Genomic DNA, 22,155 nt, shown 5'->3' with positions numbered 1-22,155 from the left:
AACATACGTTATGAAATACACCATTCAATTATTAAAAAAATCGCAATTTGACAAGATAGCTGCGTTAGATAAAATTATTTTCCCGCTTGAAGAGGTCTGGCCGACAGAAGCGTTTGAGTATTATTTTGGCGAAAATAATTCATTTGTGGCTGTTGATGAACAGGGAGCAGTTTGTGGTTATATTTTTGTTAAGCAGTTTGCTGATGGGTTTCATATTGCTAATTTTGGTGTTGCGCCTGGGATGCAGAATCAAGGGATTGGAAATCGGTTGATGGACATGGCCTTAACCACCCTGGCAAACCAGACTCAAACAGAGGTTCGGCTACAAGTTAGAAAGACCAATACAGGTGCATTTCGTTTGTACCAAAAATTTGGGTTTACCATTGATTCGAGTGATGATGATTGGTTCAAAATGAAGCGAGTGATTTCATCGGTGTGCACAAACCCTTTGACAATAGCAAAGATGGCTAAGCCACTTGAAACCAAGAAAAATGGTTTTGACAGTCATTTGATATTGGGCTTGCTAACCGGCGGCTTCACAATCGTTGGTTTGGGATTACTCATTGTAAGCATCGCTATTGCTTCAATTCCGTTGGGAGTTGTTAGTGTGAGTTGTTTAATAGCGGCCGGTTTATTTGGATATAGCTATGCATTTGAAAAGGCACAGACCCCAGTCTCCCAACCACAAAATACCCAGGTTGCATTTGGCTAAAACGACTACTACCTTTGCCTTATCGGTTGTGCTCACAGCTAGATTCGGTAACGCTGACAATAACGTAAACATTCACGGAGCGGTCACTTAATTTCATATTTAGCACTGGCTCAAGGATGATGTATTGATTTTTCTTTACGAAATACGATATAACCTTGTAAAAGGCATTTTAGGTGAGTGTCAAAATGGACTTAACAAAGCGCGTCGTTATCCAGCTTCTATTCCTGTTTTTTCTCTGTTACTCCTTGCAAATTAAAGCCCAGTCAATTCAATTTATGGATGGCATTACCATTGACTCGAAGGATGGCACCAAACTATCGGCGAATGTTTACCTGCCAAAGGATACCCAGCACACTTGGCCCCTGATTATCATGCCAAATAGCTGGAACCTTGATGAATATGAGTATTCATTTCCTGCCCAAGCATTCGCAAAAAAAGGGTATGTTGTCTTAAGCTACAGTGCGCGAGGGTGGGGGAAATCGGAAGGTCTTGTCAATCTGGCTAGTTCTGATGATTTAGAGGATATCGATGCTATTATTGCTTGGGCCACCCATGAATTGCCGATTGATACTCAACATATTGGGATGGCTGGCATATCTTATGGGGGAGGGCTTAGTTTATTGGCGGCAACGCATGACCCAAGAATTAAGGCTGTGGCAGTGATGAGTGCTTGGACCGATTTAGAATCGGCTTTCAATAACAACAACAGCCCGTCAAATTTAATGGGGAGTTTGTTGGTACAATCCGGAAAAATGGTAGGCCGTCTTGATCCAGAAATTGAAACCAACTTTCAACACCTTGTTCAGCATATTCATTACGATGAAACGAAACAATGGGCCCAAGCGCGATCACCTCAGCATTTTATTGAAGGGATAAATCGCAATCAAACTGCCGTATACATCAGTCAAAATTTAGGGGATAGATTATTTAAACCGAATGCGCTTTTGCATTTTTTTGCCGATGTCACGGCGCCTAAACGGATGGACTTAAACCAAGGCGTCCATGGCAGTGCTGAAGCGCCGGGTTTATTCGGGTTTGATAATTATGTTTGGTCTCAAGCCGACAAATGGTTTGAAAGATGGTTAAAAGGGGTCGATAACGGCATCGATAAAGCCCCAATACTCAGCATTGAAGCCAAAAAAGGTCAACGCATCGTTGCTGATCAATGGCCAATCGATGTGATCGTGAAGAAATACAATTTGCAAAAACGCGCCAATCTTTTTTCTCCTGGCGAACTGACAACCCATGAGGTCGTGACCACTAGCAGCAATACGCTACATTTTGGGCTAGTGACAGGAGTCAACTCGGGCATCCCCATCGTATCACCGATTCTCGAGTCCCACGCGGATCTACCAATCATTACTTGGTTACCAGGCATCAATCCTTTAAATGCCATTTATTATCAAACCGAGCCAGTCCGTCAGAATAAGACAATCCTTGGGATTCCTCATGTCACTTTATGGTATAAACCGTCATCGCAAAAATCGCAACTCATTGCTTATTTATATGATGTGAACCCCTATGGTATGGGGCAGCTCATTAGCCATGGACCGGTTAGTCGGTACCATGATATACCAGGGAATTACGTTGTTTCAGAGTTTGATTTAGCCATGAGCGTCCACCAAATAGCCAAAGGGCACCGATTAGCGCTTGCGATAGGGACCTATGATGTGCTTTATTCACCACCCACCACGCAAGACTACACGATGCAAATTGCCTATGGCCAATCAATGGCCTCAAGTATCACAATTCCATTTGCCAATCAATCTATTGCTGATATTCCTCATTGATATTGATTTGCCCTTGGACGCTATGCCCTTGTATTGCAGGGGCATACATGGCCTGGGCAAAGCTAGCAGGCACAGCAAACTGACCGGCGTTGACGGCTTTAATCTTATACTCAATTTCCGTCACTGTATCCGATAGGCCCATAAAAAAGTTCACTCTATCTTCTCGAATGTCCACATAATCAAATGGATCGTGAGGGACCGAATTTCTGACTACATCAAATCCACCGGGCAGTAAATCAATCACAGCCACGTTGCTTAGCCAGGGATAGCCCACGGCGCGGATTTGAATATGCACGGTGAGTTCTTCACCAAGCTTGGCTGTGGTAACGGATTGATTCTCGCTATTTCGATAGTCACGGTAGATTTCAATGCCTGATTGAAGGGGCTTTGTCACGGGTTTATTGCGGAAACCTTCTTCTATTAACTGATAATATAATGGTTGTTTTTGTGGGTTTTGAATAATGATTTTTGTCACCTCATTAGTCAGTGTCAATATCGGGTTTTGGCTATCTAAGGTGACCGATTTTTTCGTTTTATCAGCGCGGATGAGATCCACAGAGAGCGAACTTTGCGGATCATTGGACGCTTCATCGCCGTAAGCAGCTAGCACTAAGCTGCCATAGCCTGAAAGTAATGTATTGATATCGGCACTATTGAGGTTATCAATCAAATGCAGAAGGCCTTTATCGCGCGCTTTATCGGCTAGATGTGGGAAATGGTTTGCTAGCAAATACATCGATAATGTATCAGCGACTGGCCCGGTTAAAAATTCATTATAATTGGTTGCTTGGCCAGGCTCATATTGAATTATTAATTTTTGCGCTTCCTTTTCATTCTTAAGTAATTGGAAACTCGCAGCGACAAAACTGCCCGTTATTTCCTTTTGCCAAGGCCAATCGGGATGTTTTTCCAAATTTAAAATCAAATTGGTTAAATAGGCGGTGGTGACTATTTCATTGCGGGTGAGTAGATAGATTGCATAGGCAATTTCTCGGGCTTCCTCAGGCGAGCCAGGTGTTCGGTTCGCTAGCTCTTTTAAGTAGCTAATGCCAGCAAAATACATATCATTGGTGAGCGGATAATGATGCTCCCGAGCGGTTAATAAAAAGTGCATAGCATAGAGACTGATAAATTGATTCGCATCGGTTTGATTATCAGAAGGCCAATATTTAAAGCTGCCATTGGCATTTTGTCGGGCAGTCAGCATATCAATGGTTTGCTCTATCTTTTTTTGAGTTTCCGCAGGGTTGTTGGATAATCCAGGGATGGTTTGGATGGCTAACCAAGGGAAGGCTTTACTGACCAATTGCTCACTGCAGCCAAACGGGTAATTATCCAGGTATTGACTTAGTCCTGATAACAAGATGACTGGGCTCGTTGAAAGCATGAATTTATTTTGATGATACGCTTGATAATAATCTTGGGAAACTGTCAGTGATTTTTGAGGGTCGTTTACCATGCCCGATTGAATATTGGTTTCATAATTGCTCGCGGGCCGGATGCTGACACCGGTTAACATTTGGCTAGATTTATTCCCATAGGAGGCACGCACGGTGAGTGTGCCTGCTCCCGGTTCAGAACCGGCCTTTACGTTAAATTGAACCGAATCCTCACCATTTTCCTTAATCACTTGGCGTAGCTCTTCGTATTGGACGATTTGGAATTCGGGAGATGCGTCTAAGCCAACAGTAATTTCAGGTTGGGACCCGGAGTTGTGGAGCTGATTGGCAATTGTGGCACTCAGGGTAAATTGGTCGTCCGGTGCAACAAACGTTGGCGCATTGGGACTGATGACGAAATAGCCGTGAACCTTCGTTTCCTTATCCGCAGCACCGACGGCATTGTCAGAAACAGCGACCGCCATAACACGGAGGCGTCCGTTAAAGTAGTCGGGAATTTTAAAAGTCAGTTGCCTTTCTTGGTCATCTGCGTCGACAATGCCAGACCAATAAACAACGGGCAGATCAGTTTTTCGTTTGAACGGATTCAAATGAGCACTTAAGAGCGCTTCTGCGTCAGCATCGCCACCAACGGCCGATAGTTCACGGTCTTGAACAAAATCGGGCAAGATTAAATCTAAGGTTTGTTGCGTGGTGACTTCCAGGGCAAGCTTTTGGAAAAAGAAGGATAATGGATCGGGGCTGCGGTAGTTGGCGACTTGTAAAATACCTTCATCCACTGCATAGACAATGATTTTGCCTGCCAGGTCCGTTTTATACGTAATTGCCATGTCTTCACCGGGTCTTGCCAGATCGGGCACGGTGAGATCAATACCGACTTCATGATCACCAATGCTGATATCGAAAGCTTGGACTTGATAACTCAGCGGGCTAATAAATATTTCGGGTGAATCCCATGCTCGGACAAAAGCGACATTCACATAAGCATTGCCAAGGAGTTCTTTGGGAAGGGTGATGGTCTGAAGGGAGCTGGTGGTGTTGGTTGTAAACCATTGGCTTGCATAGACTTTATCTCGCTCAATGGTAATTAACCCTGAACCGGTATAAGGTGCAGTGATTTGCAATTCAATGGTTTCGCCTGGGTCATATTTTTCTTTATTTAATTTAACAGCCAGTTCTGCGTTTTTGGGTAATGATACCTGGCTACTGCCGACAACGGAGAAGGGCACTTCGGTGAGGACTTGTTTATCTTGATTAAGAAATCGGACTTTAAAGTTACCAATTGTTTCAGACGGTAGTGGATAATTTAAGCCATCTTTGCCAAAGGATAGCTCTTTACTACTAAGCTTTTTATCCTTTTCGATGGATTTATATTGATATGTCCCATCCGGGTTTTTAACCAGCGTTGAGACAGTATCCACTTTGAGTAATTCCGCTGTTAATCCATCGAGGCCTTGTTTCGATAATTGATGATTGACAGCAATGAGATGAATATCGGCTTGTGTGTTTTGTTTGATATATTGCAAATCTTGGGACGGTTTATAGCCGAGTACATAGGCCAAAGGACTGACGAGTGTTTTGATTTGCGTTGTAACACTTCTACCCCCTTCAGCGGCAAACCCTTCAGCAAAAAACGTTAATTCAAAGGTCGCTTGTTCAAAACGTTGTAGATCGAGGTTGAATACCACCTGTCCATCCTCGTTGGTTAATCCGGATTTTAGTTCATCGGAATAAGTTTTTGCTTTTTTCTGGTGTAAGCGCAAGGGGTCTGCAAACACATAATCGGGGAATTGCGTGAACTGAATGTCGTGGGGTTTGAGCATCACATGGGCTTGGACCGTCCGTTTGATCGCGGGTGCACCAAATAAATTCGTCAAACTGACTTGTGCCTTCAGATCATTAGGCGATAGCCAGCCCGGTTGGGGTTTGCTTAAGAATTGGGCGTCAATCCGCATGGTATCGGGTAAAAATTCGGAAACGCTAAATTGGGTGGAACCAATGATATTCTCAGCTTTGTTTTCTTGCACCAAGTAGACATACACATAATAATTACCGGTTGGCGATGTGGCTGTGGTCGTGTAGTCAAAAGCGAGCAGCCCACTTTCATCCAGTGTCAATGCTTTTTCAAGGATGGTTGCACCCCTTGGGTCAGTCATTTTGGCAATTAATGGTAAGCCTGCTTTTTGATCTTGGGCAAAGGTATTTTTGACGATCATCGCTAGATGGACTTGATCGCCAGGTCGATACATTCCTCTATCGGAAAAGACATAAGCGTTTATCTTATTTATGGAATTACCATATTGATACGCGCCGTCCACATCAAAGCGGGTATAATTTAATTGCCGACTAAATTGGGCAAAGGGAATAAAGGAAACATCCCCTTGAGCATTCGCTAAATAAGCGACAGGCTGTTTGTCGTCAACAAAATCAACTAGGCTTGGAAAGCTCACACGCCCATTGTCATCGGTTAAGCCTGAGAGGATTGGCAGACCATTTTTGCCTAATACCGACACTTTCGCTTGGGCAACCGGTTTGCCTGTGCTGATTGATTGGACATAGACGTCATGAGAGCTATCGCTATTGTCTTTAACCATCATGCCTAAATCGGTGACCAGTAATAATCGACTAGCAGACACGTCCATGACGGATTGGTTGGCTTTATCCCATCCTTGGGCTTTGAGCAAAAACAAGCCATTCGGACCCAGGTTATTTTGTGCATTGCCCAGGTATTTACTGACATCGATAGAGGTATATTTTAATTCACTTAAATCGCTGCCGGGCAGGTTTTGAATTTCGCGATCAATTTCGCTGATGTTGGCTTCGGTGAAATCTTGATTGATAAAAAGGGGATTGTTAAAGTCACCTTGGGTTTGGGAAACCAGCTGGTTAACGTTGTCGGGGAGAACTCGGGCAATGGAGAAGCGGACGGATTCTAACCCTCGCACCATGACGGATAATTTTTTCTCACTGGCTAACGCTAACAACGACCCTTTATGTAAGAAAGTAATTTGTTTGGGATATTCAGGCACTTCCACTGTGGCTTGTGCATTTTGACTTAACAGGTAACCGGCGAAGGCTTTGGCCCCTTTGTTTATTTTAATATACAAGTAGCGGTGGGGTGAGGCTTTGTAGCGGAAAAAGTGTTGGGTTGCATAATGTTTATCAGCCGGAATGTCCTCCAGCATTAATGGTTGCGATAAAGCTAGGATAGCAGGCGTTACTTCTCCCGGGCTAAGCCAGGCATGATTGGGCTTTTCGGCTTCATTTTTATTGGCGGGGTAGTCTTTCGGCAACAAATAAACTTGCAGTGATTTTTTTAAATTTTCGCCACTGATGCCTATCGATGTTTCAATACTTAAAATTTGTTCAGGCCTGTCATTTTGGTTGGGAATGATTCGCGATTCAACCTGCTTAACTTGAAAAAAATTGCTGGCATCTGGAATAAGCACGCTCTGACTTTCTTCATGGCTAGTCGTTCCGGGACCGGATTGGGCTTTGAGTCCTTTTGAGACAGTTAATCGCAAATATCGGGGGACCTTGGGAAGCGTTAGGTTATCCGATTGCAAATAGGCGGTTCGTTTAAATTTATCAAAGGTCAGATGAAAGGGATAATCTTTCGCTTTTAAATCCAGTTTATCATTTTTTAGCTGTTGTAATTTAAACAGAATATGTTCTTTCAGACTCACTGGATCGATAGGGTAATTAAAATCCATCGTTGCAACGACTTTCTTTTCTTCTGGATGGACAGGATCTTGATAAAATCGCAATTGATTGATATTGACGGTGAGTGGATGGGTTGTGAAAGAGGCGGATAAGTGGGCCATTTTGGCTTGTTTGGCAAAGAATGTTGAATCAAAGGTGATGCGATATTCCTGCCCGGCAGGCCAATCTTGAGACGGATTGAAAACTAGTTGAGTATCTGAAGCCCAGCGCCATTCCCCGGGGATTTCCGGTTGCATCTTGATGCCTTCCGTAATCACTTTGCCAATGTTACCAATAGGGGCAACCGACTTAGGTTGAAAGCCATTGTCTTCGATACCAAAATCAATGGTTAAAGGTTGGATGATTAAGGTTTCGGATTCTGCGTTAATGGTGGAGATATTGGGTAAGTTGATTTTTGACTCAATTAACACGGGTTTGGGTAAATGTTGATACCAATAATAGCCATAACTCGCTATACTAAGCACCATGATAAGGCCGACAAGTACTGCCATGGATTTTTTCGGCGAATGGATCAATCGATTTTTCAGGAACTGCATCCAAGCCGGTGTTTGCCACTTCACGGTTCCAAATAGCATTGTCACGAAGCTTGTCAGGCTTTTTTTGATACGTTGGACTGGGTGTCTGTTCATGATAAAGTAACCGATTATGAAAAATGGTTTAAAGTTCTTCAGTATAGCGCTTCTATTGCTTCTCGTCTGCGCTTCGGGCTATATTTTTTTTTCACCAAAACCACCGCTTTTAGATAGTTTATCCTTTTCAAAAGCCGTGTATGACCGCAAAGGGCACTTGTTGCGTTTAACCCTCAATCAAGAAGATAAATATCGACTGTTTACGCCATTAAAAGACATGTCACCGGCGTTAATCAAAGCAACCTTGCTGCAAGAAGATCGTTATTTTTACCAGCATCCAGGGATTAATCCTGGGTCATTATTCAAAGCCATTTGGCAAAGTTATGTGGTAAAACAACGTAAAATTGGCGCTTCAACTATTACCATGCAGTTAGTTAGAATTCGCTATCATCTGTATACCCGTTCTTTCTTGGGTAAAGTCCAACAAATGATAAAAGCACTGCAAATAGAAAGGCACTATACAAAAGAACAAATTTTAGAAGCCTATTTAAATCTCGCGCCCTATGGTTTTAATATCGAGGGGGTGGGTGCGGCAAGTACCATCTATTTTAATAAGAAAGCAAACGATCTAACGCTCCCCGAAATCCTGACCTTAGCCGTTATGCCTCAAAACCCAATCAAGCGTAAACTAAATACGCCCTCGTTAGAAAAAGCAAGATTGCGACTCTTTTCAATATGGACATCAACCTACCCCCAAGACAACGATAAACGCCTTTTCATGAATCTGCCGTTAAGCATGCAATCGATACGGGATTTAACGTTTAAAGCGCCTCATTTTGTCAATGAGATATTGCAGCAAGATAGCGACACAAAGCATATTGCTACCACGCTTGATGGTCGATTGCAATCGATGGTTGAAAGGCTGACACGGCAATATGTGGCGCGAAAAAAGCCATTTGGGGTAACGAATGCAGCGGTACTGATTGTCGATAGTCGTACCATGCACGTCCTTGCTGAATTGGGTTCGGCGGACTTTTTTCAAAAATCGATCAGTGGGCAAATTAACGGCACACGTGTAAAGCGCTCGCCTGGCTCAGCCTTAAAACCGTTTATATATGCACTCGCCCTGGATCAAGGCATTATCCATCCTGCTAGCCTATTAAAAGATGTTCCTCAAGCGTTTGGCCCTTATAACCCCGATAATTTTGATTATCGATTTGCAGGCCCTCTAACTGCTGAAGAAGCGCTCATATTAAGTCGAAATATACCCGCGGTGTATTTAGCCAACCAATTAAAAGGCATGGATTTACATCAATTACTCGTGCAAGCGGAAGTGAGTCAGTTAAAACCACCTGCATTTTATGGATTATCCATCGCGTTAGGCGGTGTCGAAATCACCATGCAAGAATTAGCTGGGTTATATGCCATGTTAGCAAACCAAGGATTATGGTTCCCGCTAAAAGTGGTTGATACGGCAAGTGTGCCGCATGGGAGACGATTGCTATCCCCTGAGGCGTCTTTTTTGGTTTTGGACATGCTCAGTCATACCCCACGGCCAAGCTCCTATGAGAAAATGCCTGGCATTATCTCATTTAAAACAGGTACCTCGTCGGGGTATCGGGATGCCTGGACAGCTGGCGTTGTCGGCCCCTATGTCATCATTGTTTGGTTGGGAAACTTCGATCAACAATCGAATAAAACGTTTGTGGGAAAAAGTTTAGCTGCCCCCTTATTTTTTGATCTCGTCCAAGGTATCCTACAAACGAAGGGTAAAATACCCCCTTTAACGCAAGCCCCAGAAAGCATGAATCTTGTGAAAATTGATATTTGCAAAGCATCGGGTTTATTGCCAACCCCGTATTGTCAAGAAACCAGAAAAGCTTGGTTTATTCCGGGTAAATCACCGATTAAAACAGATACAATATTCAGAGAAGTGGCCATCAATCCTGAGACGGGCTTGAGAACTTGTCATATTGATTCTAAAACGAAATTTAAGGTCTATGAGTTTTGGTCGTCTGATTTGCTGACAAATTTCAAACAAGCAGGGATTGTGCGTCAATCACCGCCCCCCTATGAAAAAGATTGTTTGATGCGAAGTGCACCTCAGTCTTTTCCCCCGCAAATTGTATCGCCTCGCGAGCAGCTGACCTATATTATTTCCAAAAATCATTTGAAAGACACCTTGATCCCTTTTTCTGTCATTGCCGATGGCGATGTGCAACACTGTTATTGGTTTATTGATAACCAATATCTTAAGGTGGTTGAAAGGGATAAGACTTGGCTTTGGCAAGCAAAACCAGGCAAACACCTGCTACGCGTTGTCGATGATCATGGCATGTCTTCAACCATTAAGTTAACCGTTAAAATAGCTTAGGGAGCAGGAGGGGATGGGTTAAAAAAATGAGAAAAATAGTGTGCAAGGCCCGCCAATGTAATCAAGACAACGAGGACTATTAAGAAACGGATGAATAGATTGGACAGTTTTCCGTGAAGTTGAGATTGTAAAAACTGTTGGATATGTTTGTCTTTGATATCATAAGGGATCAATTCGCCATCACATCGATGAAGCGAGTCCTGTTTTGAGAAACGATAGGGATCTTTGATTGCTGTAGGGCCATAACTCATTAATAGTTGCTCTCCTGCTAAAATATCTCTTTTTGCATAAATAACAATATATTCCAAGCCATAATGAATATGACGTCTTGAATAAGCATTGGCATTTTGGAAATTAGGATCGCCTTCATCATCGGCATGGTTGATAAATCGTGCTAAGTTGCCAATTGCTTCGGCATTAATCTTCAAACCAAATGCATCATGGCTTGCAAACTGATAGTGGATACTTTGATGCTGATGTTTCCATGCGCCGGTGTAGACAAACAAAGGGGTATGTTCCTTAATGAACCGACGGGTGAATACCCCAAAACCGATAGCATAACTGATAAACCGTAATTCAAAGGCGGAGATATCTTCCACCATTTCGGCAATATCAAAAGGATTGATGTTGCTCTCAAATAACTTATCCGCATTGACCTGTTCTGGTAATGATGTAACATGGAATGTGGCATCAACGTATATTTGGTCGCAATACGTATACTTTCTACCCGTAATCTTAGTCATTAGCTCACTTAACAATGTTGAAGTGATGGCCTGTTCAGCGGCTCTATTTCTATCCATGCTAAGAAAAATGTAGGATGTGTTGTTTAAATAACCACTATTGGGCTTTGGTCGGATTTGTATTTGCAACGAAGCAGGATCTTTACGGTGTAAAAAGGTAGGATAGATATGACTCAACAGGGTGCATAATTCTGTGAGTGATTGATAATGATATGCCAATGTCTTCGATTGAGACTTGAAAGGCGCGATGTCTAGAATGGGGTGAAACCATTGGCTCGTGCCAATAAGAATGTCTTTTTTTACACATGTAGCGCCATTATCAAGCACCACTTGGTTGGTGTTTAAGTCAACCGTTGCCCATTTAATATCGCCAGAACGGTGGTTGGGTATCGTGAGTTGAACCATGAATTATTCACGGGTAGATTAGTCAAACTGACAATTTATCAATTAAACCTGGACTAGGCAATGATCAGTTCGGTAACGCAAACGGTAACGTTCACGAAATATGGATCAGGGGTCGGACCAAAATATTCTTATATTAAACAATAAGATGCCTTGCAAAATACCAGTCAGGGGTCGGACCAAAATATTCTTATATTAAACAATATGATGCCTTGCAAAATACCCTTTTTTTCATCCTTAGAAGCTATTTTTAGTGTTGAAAATGACTTTTAAGTAATGAGACAGCCCTTGTGCTTGATTTTCTAATACAGAAAAATATAATTGGATATCAAGTCCAAATGAAAGGAATAACATGCCTCGAGCAAGCAGGATATATGCGCCTGGTGAAGTGTTTCATATAACCCATCGGTGTCACAAGCGAGAAGGATCAGTCAGGGGTCGGACCAAAATATTCTTATATTAAACAATAAGATGCCTTGCAAAATACCCTTTTTTTCATCCTTAGAAGCTATTTTTAGTGTTGAAAATGACTTTTAAGTAATGAGACAGCCCTTGTGCTTGATTTTCTAATACAGAAAAATATAATTGGATATCAAGTCCAAATGAAAGGAATAACATGCCTCGAGCAAGCAGGATATATGCGCCTGGTGAAGTGTTTCATATAACCCATCGGTGTCACAAGCGAGAGTTTTTATTAAAATTTAGACATGATAGAGAGCGTTATCGCTATTGGTTGTATGAGGCCAGGAAGCGGTATGGGTTTTGCGTTTTAAATTATATGATTACATCGAACCATATTCATTTGCTGGTAAAGAGTGCAACTAAAGACATTATACCCTCATCGATGCAGTTGGTAGTTAGGCGATATGGGGAATTGATCAGTTTTTGTCGCAAAATGGTGATTGCTATGATAATAGTGCTAAGGAAAGCTGGAATGATAGTTTCAAGGTTGATGCTATCCGTGGTGAGCGATTTTTAACAAGAAAGGAGGCTAAACATCATATTTTGAATACTTTGAAATCTATTATAATCGCAAACGGCTTCATTCAAGAATTGGTTAAACAACGCCAGATGCTTTTGAAGTCAAAAAGTTGCTTAGTAAGGTGTCCGAAATTCTGGGGCAAGATCAGTAAAAAGATCCCAATCATGCCGGATTGAAGAGTGGGCAAAGTGAAGCGTGCCCACCCTTCATTATGAAATTCATTTTCTTGAAACAATTTCATTCATGATGCATGCTGCCGATGCGGCGGCTGCGGCTCTTGGTAAACCCGCATTGAAGAAAAAGCCCACTTTCTGCAAGCTAGAAGCAGATGGATTCATCCTCGCTATGTTAGCAGCATGTTCCCAATATGACCTATTCGGGGTAGATTGATTTAACATCTTCTGCTTTTGAAAACGAAGCGCATTCAATGGGCAACTGATCTATCCAAATGCACCACCCGCAATAAATGCCGCCGTGCTCTTTGCATGCTTTTCTGACATACCCATATTAACCAAGTAGGGGCTGATCAAATTTGGCATTGAAAAATAGGTGACAGTCCACAATGCTTCTCGTGTCCCAACCGCTAAAGCGCCTCGCATCAATGCGCGATAGCCGTTATTATGAACAACGGTCGATGCGACGGTCCGCATTGGCATGACTCTGCCATCGCTTCCTTTTTTATTCAAAAACATCGCTTCAAATGGCGTAGACACTATGCCTGAGAAAAATCCTGCGACAAAGGATGTAAACAGATCCCCTCTGCTAGTATTGGGTACATAAGGTGCCATGAAACTTTTGGAGCCAAGGGCGATGGCTGTGTTGGGGCCAACCGACATGACATTAGTAAACGCCCCTCGGAAAGGATTCCCTTTAAACATCAATCGCCATCCATAAAATTCTCCACTGGGCTTTTGTGTTGTCGTCAATACTTGCTTAGCCAGTTTTTCCTTTGCCTCCAACACTTCATTGGACCAGTTCAACAACGGTGTAACTGCTGTAATGGTTGCCGATCCACCAACCAATCCAAAAAAGAAAGGATTTTGACGAACATATCGTTCGTAGTATTCTTTAACATTCATTAGATATTCTCCTACAAAAAATCAAAAATATGCCTGCATCATCTACGCCTAATAGGGGCGCAGACGGAGATACCTATTAGGCCGATTTTCCGAAGAGAAGGATGACGTTTAAGATAGACACAGCAATATCTACCAGACCTGGTAAGACGACAGATAATGATAAAAGCTGTCTGCTGTTCATATGAAAATTTGACTGTTTTATTGTGATTTAAGTTAATCAATCCAAGACAGAATCTTGACTGAAAATCCCCATTTAGATCTAAATTAACACAGAGAATTTATTATTACAACACCCTTGTGCGTATTTATTCTGCTTTAAGTTGAATGACGGCGTAATCGAACCCATTAATGCGCCATTTGTTATTCTTTGGGTCCAAAGTTACAGGGAGTTACAGGGGGCGGACCAAAATATTTTTATATTAAACAATAAGATGCCTTGCAAGATACTCTTTTTTTCATCCTTAGAAGCTATTTTTAGTGTTGAAAATGACTTTTAGGTAATGAGGCAGCCCTTGTGCTTGATTTTCTAATACAGAAAAATATAATTGGATATCAAGTCCAAATGAAAGGAATAACATGCCTCGAGCAAGCAGGATATATGCGCCTGGTGAAGTGTTTCATATAACCCATCGGTGTCACAAGCGAGAGTTTTTATTAAAATTTAGACATGATAGAGAGCGTTATCGCTATTGGTTGTATGAGGCCAGGAAGCGGTATGGGTTTTGCGTTTTAAATTATATGATTACATCGAACCATATTCATTTGCTGGTAAAGAGTGCAACTAAAGACATTATACCCTCATCGATGCAGTTGGTAGCGGGTCGAACAGCCCAAGAGTATAACCAACGAAAGAAGAGAAAAGGGGCCTATTGGGAAGATAGGTATCATGTTTCTGTTGTAGAAGCAGAAGAGTATTTTTATCGTTGTTTTATTTATGTTGATTTAAATATGGTAAGGACAGGGCTGATTCAAAATCCGTTGGAGTGGGAGTATTGTGGTTATTATGAACTATTCTACGGCAGACAACGATATCAAGTCGTGTCCGTCAAAGAGGCGCTTGAATTGATGGGGTATTGCTCAATTGAAGCGTTTAGAGAAAACCATCCTCTACTGATAAAAGAATTGTTGAAAGAAAAACAGTCTAGAGAGCCTATCTGGACAGAAAATAAAGTGATTGGTTCAGAGAATTTTCAACAAAAATTTGTTTAAACTTTGATTCAGGACTTATTATTTTAAAAGTCATTTTAAGCCTTAAAAATAGCTTCTAAGAGTAAAAGAAAGGGTGTTTTAACAGGTAACTTACTGTTTATTAGATTAAAATTTTGGTCCGACCCCGATATCCCATATGATCTTAAACCTCTTCAATGATATATCTTTGCGCTTAGATCAGTCTGGTGAGAAACTTCACTGGAAAACTCATGGTTATCCTCCATTTCCGATTTCATTTCGTAAAATGAATTACTTTTCAACACAATCTCTTTTGCTTCAGTTGCAAATTGGTTTAAAGGACTAGTGGACCTTTCAAGGATTGATTTGATATCAAGAATTGCTGCGCTTACGACTTCTGTATTAGAGATGTCAGTCGATTCTAGAGATGCTAGCCGTTCTTGAATCATTTTTATTTCTGGTGGAAAGTTACCTTCACGCTCTTTCATCTTGTCACTATTAAAAACTTTTGAGACAAATTGGATACTTTGAATTTTCTCTTGGTTATCAATTGCCTGTACCTTTAATTTGGTTTTCATAACTTTTGTGGGGTTAGGTTTAGGTGGAGTATCTGATTCCTTAACTATGGAGGACATTTTGCTTAATTCTACTTCATCACTTTTGATATCAGTTTTATCCTCAGACATACTAGTTAAGTGGTAGGGGGAATCACTTTCCAATGGTTCTATCGTCATCTGATGGTTTTTTAATTTTTCAACAGCAGCTAAAAATGATTCTTTAACATAAGATTTTGGTAAAGACTGTTCAAATACATATTTCGGATCACCACTGAGAAAATCAATAGTAACTTGATTATTATTAATGGTTAATTTGAAAGATTGGTCTTTCTCAGGTACAAATTCATTCTCTGATATTCGTTTAAGTTTTATTTCTTGATCAAATTTCTTGTATATTAAAGCGTCATCTTTGATGCCTATTTCTATCCGCTCCTTAAAGGGGTTCTCATAAACGTTTACAAATGTTTCCAATTTTAATGTAAACTCATTTTCTTCTGGTTCGGATGGATGAACAGCATTAAACCATTGTAATCGCAGTTTTTTAGATTCGTCCTTGGGAGATGCCACAACAGCTGCTTCAAAATATTTTCTAGCCGTTTCAATTCCTTCCGGATCTTTTGCTTTATCTTCAGCCCTCACCCCTTCGAACGTTTCTTGCCATCCGGGCTCATCAATTTGAGAATGATGCGACATACTTTTACTTTGAAATAGCTTTTTCGTTTTCCCAATTGGCGCAAGGTCAGGGGAGCTAAATATTTGGTTTGCAATGCTCATCCCATGTTCGCAATTCGTAAAAAATGCCGCGCCTTTTTTATCTGTCACATTGATAGCGACAAATGCTCTCATTTTAGTATTTTCACCATATTGATAGGCGATAAGCTTTCCATTATCATCTTTGTATAAATGCCAACCTAAGCCACATACGGGTGGGGTATCATCTTTCTCATCAAACGTTGGGATTTTTTTATCTTTCGGCGGTTCAAATGCTTGCTTGAAGTCTTTATCTTCTATCAACTTTAACCAAGCACTCATGAACTTAGAAAAATCAGCAGCTGTTGTAAGCAGAGTTCCAACGGCACTTGTGGCAGGTGATTTATCATCTTTAAATGGTGCTAAGCTCTCCTCAATTGACATGGACTTGCCTAACTCGGAATGGACACTCACAATATTAGTATCTAGATCTGAGGGGGGTAAAAATGTTGAGCGCGTCATATCCAAGCCTTTGGACTGTGGGTGGCCTTTATCTAATGTATTGAAAATTTCATCTTCAGGTGAAATGAATACGGTTTGATCCGCATTCCATTCAAAATCAATTTCTAAATTGCTAATATCTGTAAGTTGCCATTTATTTTCTTTATATCCCCAAATTTGATATTTTCCTTGATCATCCTTAATAAGATAGGGTTTTTTGTCTAGTTTGCTTGTATCCAATTCATCGAATGATGTGATTGAAATCATAGCGAGGTCATACCCTTTTGGTTCTGGGTCAAAAAGATATTTTTGAGCCAATGTTTGTAAATCCATCTTACTTTTCTTTTCGATGAACTTTTGTAAATAAAGAATGGCCTCTCCTGAATACTCATATTCCGTACCTGGTTCAGAATTAAAATTCAAGGGTTTTGAGGAATCTGAACCTACGTTTGGCAATCCTGAGGTATGTGACAACACGTGTCGAATTGTTAATTTTTCAGCATATTCCTGTGTAGTGGTATCAGGGTATTGACCATGTTCCATTAGTCTTTCAAAGGGTAACTCACGATGTAATTCTTCATCCAAACTGATATGCCCTTCTTGAGCTAATCGGAGGACCAAATAAGTAAAGGCAATTTTGCTTAGTGAGGCTGCAGGAAATCGGGTTTCATCATTAACTTCATTATTGGTGACAGGTTTAGTCGGTTGATCATTCTTTTTGCCATAAGTGATTGAGGTGTTATCTGAGGTATGGTTTGCATCGACATATGCATAACCGATTGCTGGAATATGAGCCGGTTTGGTTATTTTTTCTAATGCATCTTTGGTTGGCTTAGTCATAATGTATTAAATTTAATTCAAAGTTATATTAAATATAGAACAAATCATATTCCTGATTAGTCTTATTTGGCTAAATAGTAAATATGAATTAATAAGCAAGGCGGTGTGATTTGAGCGAAACATAGTGAGTATATCGATTTGTTCATAAATAGTCTCAAGGGCTGATTTTTTGGTGGCCGTTTTATTATTTATGCGATAAAGCCAATTTTGTTTCATAACAACCATGCTCGAAAAGATTTTCAGCCATCATCTGAAGGTGTTGGTCCTTTTGAAATATCAAATGGATTTGGGGATTTATAAGAGGAATCAACGGTTTCTTTTACATCAATATTTTGCTTTGCAGCAGAATTAGACTTATAGATAAGATCGGCATTATGATTGTTGTCGGGCATTAGGTTTTTATTCAGGAGTCTAGTAACAAATTGATCGTATAAATTTGGATCAGGGATATTAATTTTCAAATTATCCTCTTCCCTTGAGAAGCTAATATTTTGCGCATTCATTTCATCAGTAAACATTTTGAGCTCATCTTCAATCCTATCTTAAAGCTCATTGAGGTCCTTTTCATCGTTAGCACTGAGAAATTCATTACCTTGAAAATGGATTAATCCTCTAGCTGAATCTAATTCAATTGAAAATACAGCTAAGTCATTGTTGAAATCATACGAAAATAAAGTGATTGGTTCAGAGAATTTTCAACAAAAATTTGTTTAAACTCTGATTCAGGACTTATTATTTTAAAAGTCATTTTAAGCCTTAAAAATAGCTTCTAAGAGTAAAAGCAAGGGTGTTTTAACAGGTAACTTACTGTTTATTAAGTTAAAATTTTGGTCCGACCCCGATATCCCCCCGATATCCTATGTTGCTTAGTGGGATGTCCGAAATTCCAGGGCAAGATCATTTTCTATGCTCGCTAGCTCTTTAAGAAGTTCTTTTAGACTCTGGCACTCCTTTTTATCAGGTGACATGTAAACCTGAATATTCGGGTTGTTATTATAGATATCCTCTTTAAGGATATACCTTGTTTCTATTGAGTCATCTGAATTTTTAACGCTAAAACAATAAAAATCTTTATGGTTAGACTGATGAACAATATAATTATCATTACCGTTAGAAAATTCTTTTTCTATATCTTGTTCATTAAGAGAGGTATCAATATTAAAGTTTGTTAATTCTATTTTTAAACTTTGTAATGTTTCACCTATTACCTGAAATATTTGATCGTTATTTTCGTTGCTGGCTAGCTCTTTAAGAAGCTCTTTTAAACTCTGGCCCTCCTTTTTATCAGGTGACAAGTAAACCTGAATATTAGGATTGTTATTTTTGATATCTTCTTTAAGGATATATCTTTTTTCTATTGAGTTATCTGAATTTTTTATACTAAAACAATAAAAATCTTTATGACTAGACTGATGAACAATATAATTATCATTACTGTTAGAAAATTCTTTTTCAATATCTTGTTCAGTAAGATAAGTATCAATATTAAAATTTGTTAATTCGATTTTTAAACTTTCTAATGTATCACCTATTAGCTGAAATATTTGTTCGTCATTATATTCTATTATTTTTAGCTTTGACTTTATGTGAATCGTTGCTTTTTTAAGTTCCTCTTGAGTAGACTTTCTAAGAAGGAAAATTTTATTATAGTCAATAGAATCGGCGAATGTTTTGTCTAGAACACCATCTGGACCAACGAATAGCTTTTCTAAATTTACCTCGATACCTGATTCTTTTAGACTCGCCAAAACGAAAGGATCATATATCATGTCAGATATTTCTTTAAGACTATGAAATCCCTGGCTTAAATACACCGCGATATAAGACTTCAGCATTGTATCAAAAAAATGCTGTCGCTCTGCTATGGGTTTTTGTTCACATTTGGCTTTTAGGAGCCCGATAAACCATATTGTATGTCCAGAAAAAGAGGCAACGAAGGGAGATTCAGGATTTTGTTGTACCCAGTTTGGACTTTGTTGATTATATTTTGATCTATTCTTGTCCGATTGTGAGGTTTCTCCCTCAAAAGAAATGTCTCTATCATACATATACATTGGTCTTGGTGTAGTAGATTTTAGCACACCAGGCGTACGTATATTGGGTCGGTCCGATGTATTTTTTGGTCCATCTCGACCTCGGTCAATGGTTTGGTGAATCCCATCCCAAAGCATTTTCCAATATGTCCATGCTAGGTTTGCTTCCCCCCCCTTTTCATCCATAAGTGTTTTCGAAATTAATATAGATAACTGTTCAGCGCTATCAATGGATTTGTAATACAATTGAATTTCTCTTAAAGAATTATCACTTGCGAGATACCTTTGTCCTAAAATAGACTCAAAGATTCTTCTTGGGCTATTTTCTTGCTGTTCAGAGTATACGATTTCCCTTGAGAAACTTTCTCTCAGATGCTCGAGAGCATCTGACCACTCCAGCACTACTTGTTCCTTAATAAATGAATTAGGATTTTTTAGAATTTCTTCTATTAAAACATTTGCATTTTTAAAATCTTGCATAATTAAATATTCTTTAATTTTCTGTAAAGGATCAGCAAGAGCCTGTTTTCCTTCAATCGAACTAAGAAAAGCTAATACTAGTAGTATTTTTTCGGTGTTAGTGGAAGCTACTGACAAGCACTGAATTAGCTCGCTTTGGGTAATAGATATTTCCCTATCTATATCCATCAATTTTGCATTCGCCATGTCTTTTGAAAAACTTGAACTCATAATATTAAATAAAAACACTCTTATAGCGTAATTATAGTTCACAATGATTATATATTGACGTGTAATTGCAGAAGTCTTATCGCAAAATTTCATAACCTCGGAAAGTGACTTAAGCGGTTCCATACTATTTTTTCCGTTCTTTTGGTTACGACTTTGCACAAGTACCCGCGTTACGTGAAAATCCCCTTTCTTTGACCAATGTTTTTGGCATATCTTTAAAGTGGGGCTTAGCTATTTTATGAAATTCACGTATGATCCTTGATCGCTTACTTTATCATGTCAGATAACGCTGAATATCATTGGCGAGTAAATTGACAAACAAGACGACGAAAATAATAACTGCCAAGCGGTACAGGAGCACTTCTAATGCGACAGATATCGGTTTGCCTCTTATTTTTTCGATCCATGCATAGACAATACTCCCACCATCCAATCCAGGTATGGGTAAACTATTGATAAGGGCTACGGCTAGGCTCAATCCGGCGACGAACATGGCAAAGACTGAGACACCTTGCGTGAATGAGAGGAGTGTGACTTCAAGCACGCCGACTGGACCTAATAAAAGTGTAAAGGGCAGAGCACCAGTCACAATTTTTTTGAGCATCACCATGAAAAAGACAAGCATTTCCAAATAACTCTGCGTGGCCAGCACCAGAGCATCTGGGAATGAATTGGCAATGACCTGTTGCTTTTTCACATTCATATCCGCAGACATACCCAAACTTGCCAGTAACGATTTATCCTGGGGGCGAATGCGCCAGTTTGTCAGGTCAATCTTTAGGTTCTTTTGTTGCCCAGAGGCTGATTTAGCACGAATAGCAAGTGTTGAATCACCCATACCTCGAATCAGTAACATCCCGACTTGCTGCCAGGAAACGACTTTGGTTCGATTCATCGTTTCAATCGCATCACCGGAACGTAATCCTGCTTGGTATGCCAATGTATCCGGCTTTACCTGCTCCAATAGAGGCGGTCGCTGATAAATACCAATCACAAATACCAGCAACAAGGCTAGCCAAGCTAAGATGAGATTGGCTAAGACCCCGGCAATGAGAATGAGTGTGCGGACCCCGACGGATTGCTTATCAAAGCATTGCGGATGGTATTTTTTCGCGACTTGAGTGATGCGCGTATTCAGCAGTCGGACAGAACCACCCAAAGGCCATAGTGCCCAAATCCATTTGACGCCACCTTTTGACTGCCATTGGAGCAGTGGTCGACCAAAGCCAATAGCGATGTGTTCAATTTTGACTTTAAACAATCGTGCCACCATAGCATGACCAGCTTCGTGGATGCCGACAACCAACAGTAAGGTTATAACAAGGGCGATTAGCGCTAATATCATTGGATTTTCTACCTAAATAAGGTGGGAGAGGGTTGTGAGGCTCTATGAATGTGACACACCAATTACGCACCTCCTATGTTGGTAATTTATTATTTAAGAAATAAATTATCCTTTATGATACTAAGCTTAACTTGTTCCTGTCCAGTTGGGACTTTCCTGGTGGCTTTATTAAATAGATGGCATTGGTTATGATGGTATGAGGGATAAAGCAGGAGCGAACTATGTATCACTTGTGGTCAATTGGTCAACGATTCTTTTGTAGTCCGCGGGTGGTAAGGAATGTGATGCTTACGGGTGGTTCTATTGCGTCATTTGGCTTGTTAAAACAGCCAACGCAAGAATTGATTACCAACATGAATGCTTTCACCCCTACAAAAGTGAATATTGCCTTAATGATTGGCTTCGCTTTGCTAGCAAGCAACGCCTATTTTGCTTATCGTTATTTTCAGCTACTAAACCAAAAAAAAGACGATGAAGTGCCCACATTGGAAGAATCAAAGCCTAACCCTTGAGTTAGTCGTGGGGAATGGCCTTGTCTCCATTCATGAATTAGCGGTACAA

The 22,155-nt window shown here is 40.3% G+C and carries 13 protein-coding genes; 6 read left to right on the top strand and 7 right to left on the bottom strand.

Annotated features, from left to right (window positions below):
• Nucleotides 1–10: 10 nt before the first annotated feature.
• Complete coding sequence (locus tag AB3348_RS11755; RefSeq protein ID WP_367607783.1) at nucleotides 11–712, top strand: GNAT family N-acetyltransferase; 702 nt, start codon at nucleotides 11–13, stop codon at nucleotides 710–712.
• A gap of 185 nt (nucleotides 713–897) precedes the next feature.
• Complete coding sequence (locus AB3348_RS11750) at nucleotides 898–2,502, top strand: CocE/NonD family hydrolase (RefSeq protein WP_367607782.1); 1,605 nt, start codon at nucleotides 898–900, stop codon at nucleotides 2,500–2,502.
• Here the strand turns inward: AB3348_RS11750 and AB3348_RS11745 are convergent.
• Nucleotides 2,480–8,254 (bottom strand): alpha-2-macroglobulin, encoded by a 5,775-nt coding sequence (locus AB3348_RS11745; protein ID WP_367607781.1) that lies wholly within the window; start codon nucleotides 8,252–8,254, stop codon nucleotides 2,480–2,482. The genes AB3348_RS11750 and AB3348_RS11745 overlap by 23 nt on opposite strands.
• Nucleotides 8,255–8,270: 16 nt before the next feature.
• Between AB3348_RS11745 and pbpC the strand changes: the two genes are divergently transcribed.
• Complete coding sequence (gene pbpC, locus AB3348_RS11740) at nucleotides 8,271–10,568, top strand: penicillin-binding protein 1C (RefSeq protein ID WP_367607780.1); 2,298 nt, start codon at nucleotides 8,271–8,273, stop codon at nucleotides 10,566–10,568.
• Here the strand turns inward: pbpC and AB3348_RS11735 are convergent.
• Nucleotides 10,565–11,713: an SET domain-containing protein-lysine N-methyltransferase gene (locus tag AB3348_RS11735; protein ID WP_367607779.1), complete on the bottom strand. Its 1,149-nt coding sequence runs from the start codon at nucleotides 11,711–11,713 to the stop codon at nucleotides 10,565–10,567. The two genes, pbpC and AB3348_RS11735, sit on opposite strands and share 4 nt — an antisense overlap.
• 613 nt (nucleotides 11,714–12,326) lie before the next feature.
• On the opposite strand from AB3348_RS11735, the gene AB3348_RS11730 reads away from it, so the two are divergent.
• Entirely contained in the window at nucleotides 12,327–12,689 is a 363-nt protein-coding gene (locus AB3348_RS11730; RefSeq protein ID WP_367607778.1) for a transposase, read from the top strand.
• Nucleotides 12,690–13,132: 443 nt separating this feature from the next.
• On the opposite strand, the gene AB3348_RS11725 is transcribed toward AB3348_RS11730, so the two are convergent.
• The gene (locus AB3348_RS11725; protein WP_367607777.1) at nucleotides 13,133–13,771 is read right to left on the bottom strand and encodes an MC/SLC25 family protein; all 639 of its coding nucleotides are present in this window, start codon (nucleotides 13,769–13,771) and stop codon (nucleotides 13,133–13,135) included.
• Nucleotides 13,772–14,347: 576 nt separating this feature from the next.
• Here AB3348_RS11725 and AB3348_RS11720 point away from each other — a divergent pair.
• A complete protein-coding gene (locus AB3348_RS11720; RefSeq protein WP_367607776.1) occupies nucleotides 14,348–14,980 on the top strand; it encodes a transposase in 633 nt (210 codons plus the stop codon).
• Nucleotides 14,981–15,132: 152 nt separating this feature from the next.
• Here AB3348_RS11720 and AB3348_RS11715 read toward each other — a convergent pair whose 3' ends face one another.
• The 4 genes from AB3348_RS11715 to AB3348_RS11700 all read right to left on the bottom strand — a co-directional run bounded on the left by AB3348_RS11715 (nucleotide 15,133) and on the right by AB3348_RS11700 (nucleotide 21,594).
• The gene (locus AB3348_RS11715) at nucleotides 15,133–17,526 is read right to left on the bottom strand and encodes a serine hydrolase (RefSeq protein WP_367607775.1); all 2,394 of its coding nucleotides are present in this window, start codon (nucleotides 17,524–17,526) and stop codon (nucleotides 15,133–15,135) included.
• A 239-nt stretch (nucleotides 17,527–17,765) separates the two neighbouring features.
• Nucleotides 17,766–18,044, bottom strand: coding sequence for a hypothetical protein (locus tag AB3348_RS11710; protein ID WP_367607774.1), 279 nt, complete (start codon nucleotides 18,042–18,044; stop codon nucleotides 17,766–17,768).
• A 348-nt stretch (nucleotides 18,045–18,392) separates the two neighbouring features.
• Nucleotides 18,393–20,372, bottom strand: a complete 1,980-nt coding sequence (locus AB3348_RS11705) for a hypothetical protein (protein ID WP_367607773.1) — start codon at nucleotides 20,370–20,372, stop codon at nucleotides 18,393–18,395.
• Between the two features lie 151 nt (nucleotides 20,373–20,523).
• Nucleotides 20,524–21,594 (bottom strand): RIP metalloprotease, encoded by a 1,071-nt coding sequence (locus tag AB3348_RS11700; protein WP_367607772.1) that lies wholly within the window; start codon nucleotides 21,592–21,594, stop codon nucleotides 20,524–20,526.
• Between the two features lie 221 nt (nucleotides 21,595–21,815).
• Between AB3348_RS11700 and AB3348_RS11695 the strand changes: the two genes are divergently transcribed.
• Nucleotides 21,816–22,106 carry a hypothetical protein gene (locus tag AB3348_RS11695; RefSeq protein ID WP_367607771.1) on the top strand — a complete coding sequence of 97 codons (291 nt, stop codon included), beginning with the start codon at nucleotides 21,816–21,818 and terminating at the stop codon, nucleotides 22,104–22,106.
• Nucleotides 22,107–22,155 lie beyond the last annotated feature (49 nt).

The organism is Legionella sp. W05-934-2, from assembly GCF_964199965.1.
Lineage (GTDB): Bacteria > Pseudomonadota > Gammaproteobacteria > Legionellales > Legionellaceae > JAFIFT01.
Note: the sequence above shows the minus strand (reverse complement) of the source record. Positions and strands in the feature narration are given on the sequence as shown.

What these genes read in the sequence shown, in the direction of transcription:
- AB3348_RS11755 (WP_367607783.1), top strand. Translation starts at nt 11, where the DNA reads ATGAAATACACCATTCAATTATTAAAAAAATCGCAATTTGACAAGATA.
- AB3348_RS11750 (WP_367607782.1), top strand. Translation starts at nt 898, where the DNA reads ATGGACTTAACAAAGCGCGTCGTTATCCAGCTTCTATTCCTGTTTTTT.
- AB3348_RS11745 (WP_367607781.1), bottom strand. Translation starts at nt 8,254, where the DNA reads ATGAACAGACACCCAGTCCAACGTATCAAAAAAAGCCTGACAAGCTTC.
- pbpC (WP_367607780.1), top strand. Translation starts at nt 8,271, where the DNA reads ATGAAAAATGGTTTAAAGTTCTTCAGTATAGCGCTTCTATTGCTTCTC.
- AB3348_RS11735 (WP_367607779.1), bottom strand. Translation starts at nt 11,713, where the DNA reads ATGGTTCAACTCACGATACCCAACCACCGTTCTGGCGATATTAAATGG.
- AB3348_RS11730 (WP_367607778.1), top strand. Translation starts at nt 12,327, where the DNA reads ATGCCTCGAGCAAGCAGGATATATGCGCCTGGTGAAGTGTTTCATATA.
- AB3348_RS11725 (WP_367607777.1), bottom strand. Translation starts at nt 13,771, where the DNA reads ATGAATGTTAAAGAATACTACGAACGATATGTTCGTCAAAATCCTTTC.
- AB3348_RS11720 (WP_367607776.1), top strand. Translation starts at nt 14,348, where the DNA reads ATGCCTCGAGCAAGCAGGATATATGCGCCTGGTGAAGTGTTTCATATA.
- AB3348_RS11715 (WP_367607775.1), bottom strand. Translation starts at nt 17,526, where the DNA reads ATGACTAAGCCAACCAAAGATGCATTAGAAAAAATAACCAAACCGGCT.
- AB3348_RS11710 (WP_367607774.1), bottom strand. Translation starts at nt 18,044, where the DNA reads ATGTTTACTGATGAAATGAATGCGCAAAATATTAGCTTCTCAAGGGAA.
- AB3348_RS11705 (WP_367607773.1), bottom strand. Translation starts at nt 20,372, where the DNA reads ATGGAACCGCTTAAGTCACTTTCCGAGGTTATGAAATTTTGCGATAAG.
- AB3348_RS11700 (WP_367607772.1), bottom strand. Translation starts at nt 21,594, where the DNA reads ATGATATTAGCGCTAATCGCCCTTGTTATAACCTTACTGTTGGTTGTC.
- AB3348_RS11695 (WP_367607771.1), top strand. Translation starts at nt 21,816, where the DNA reads ATGTATCACTTGTGGTCAATTGGTCAACGATTCTTTTGTAGTCCGCGG.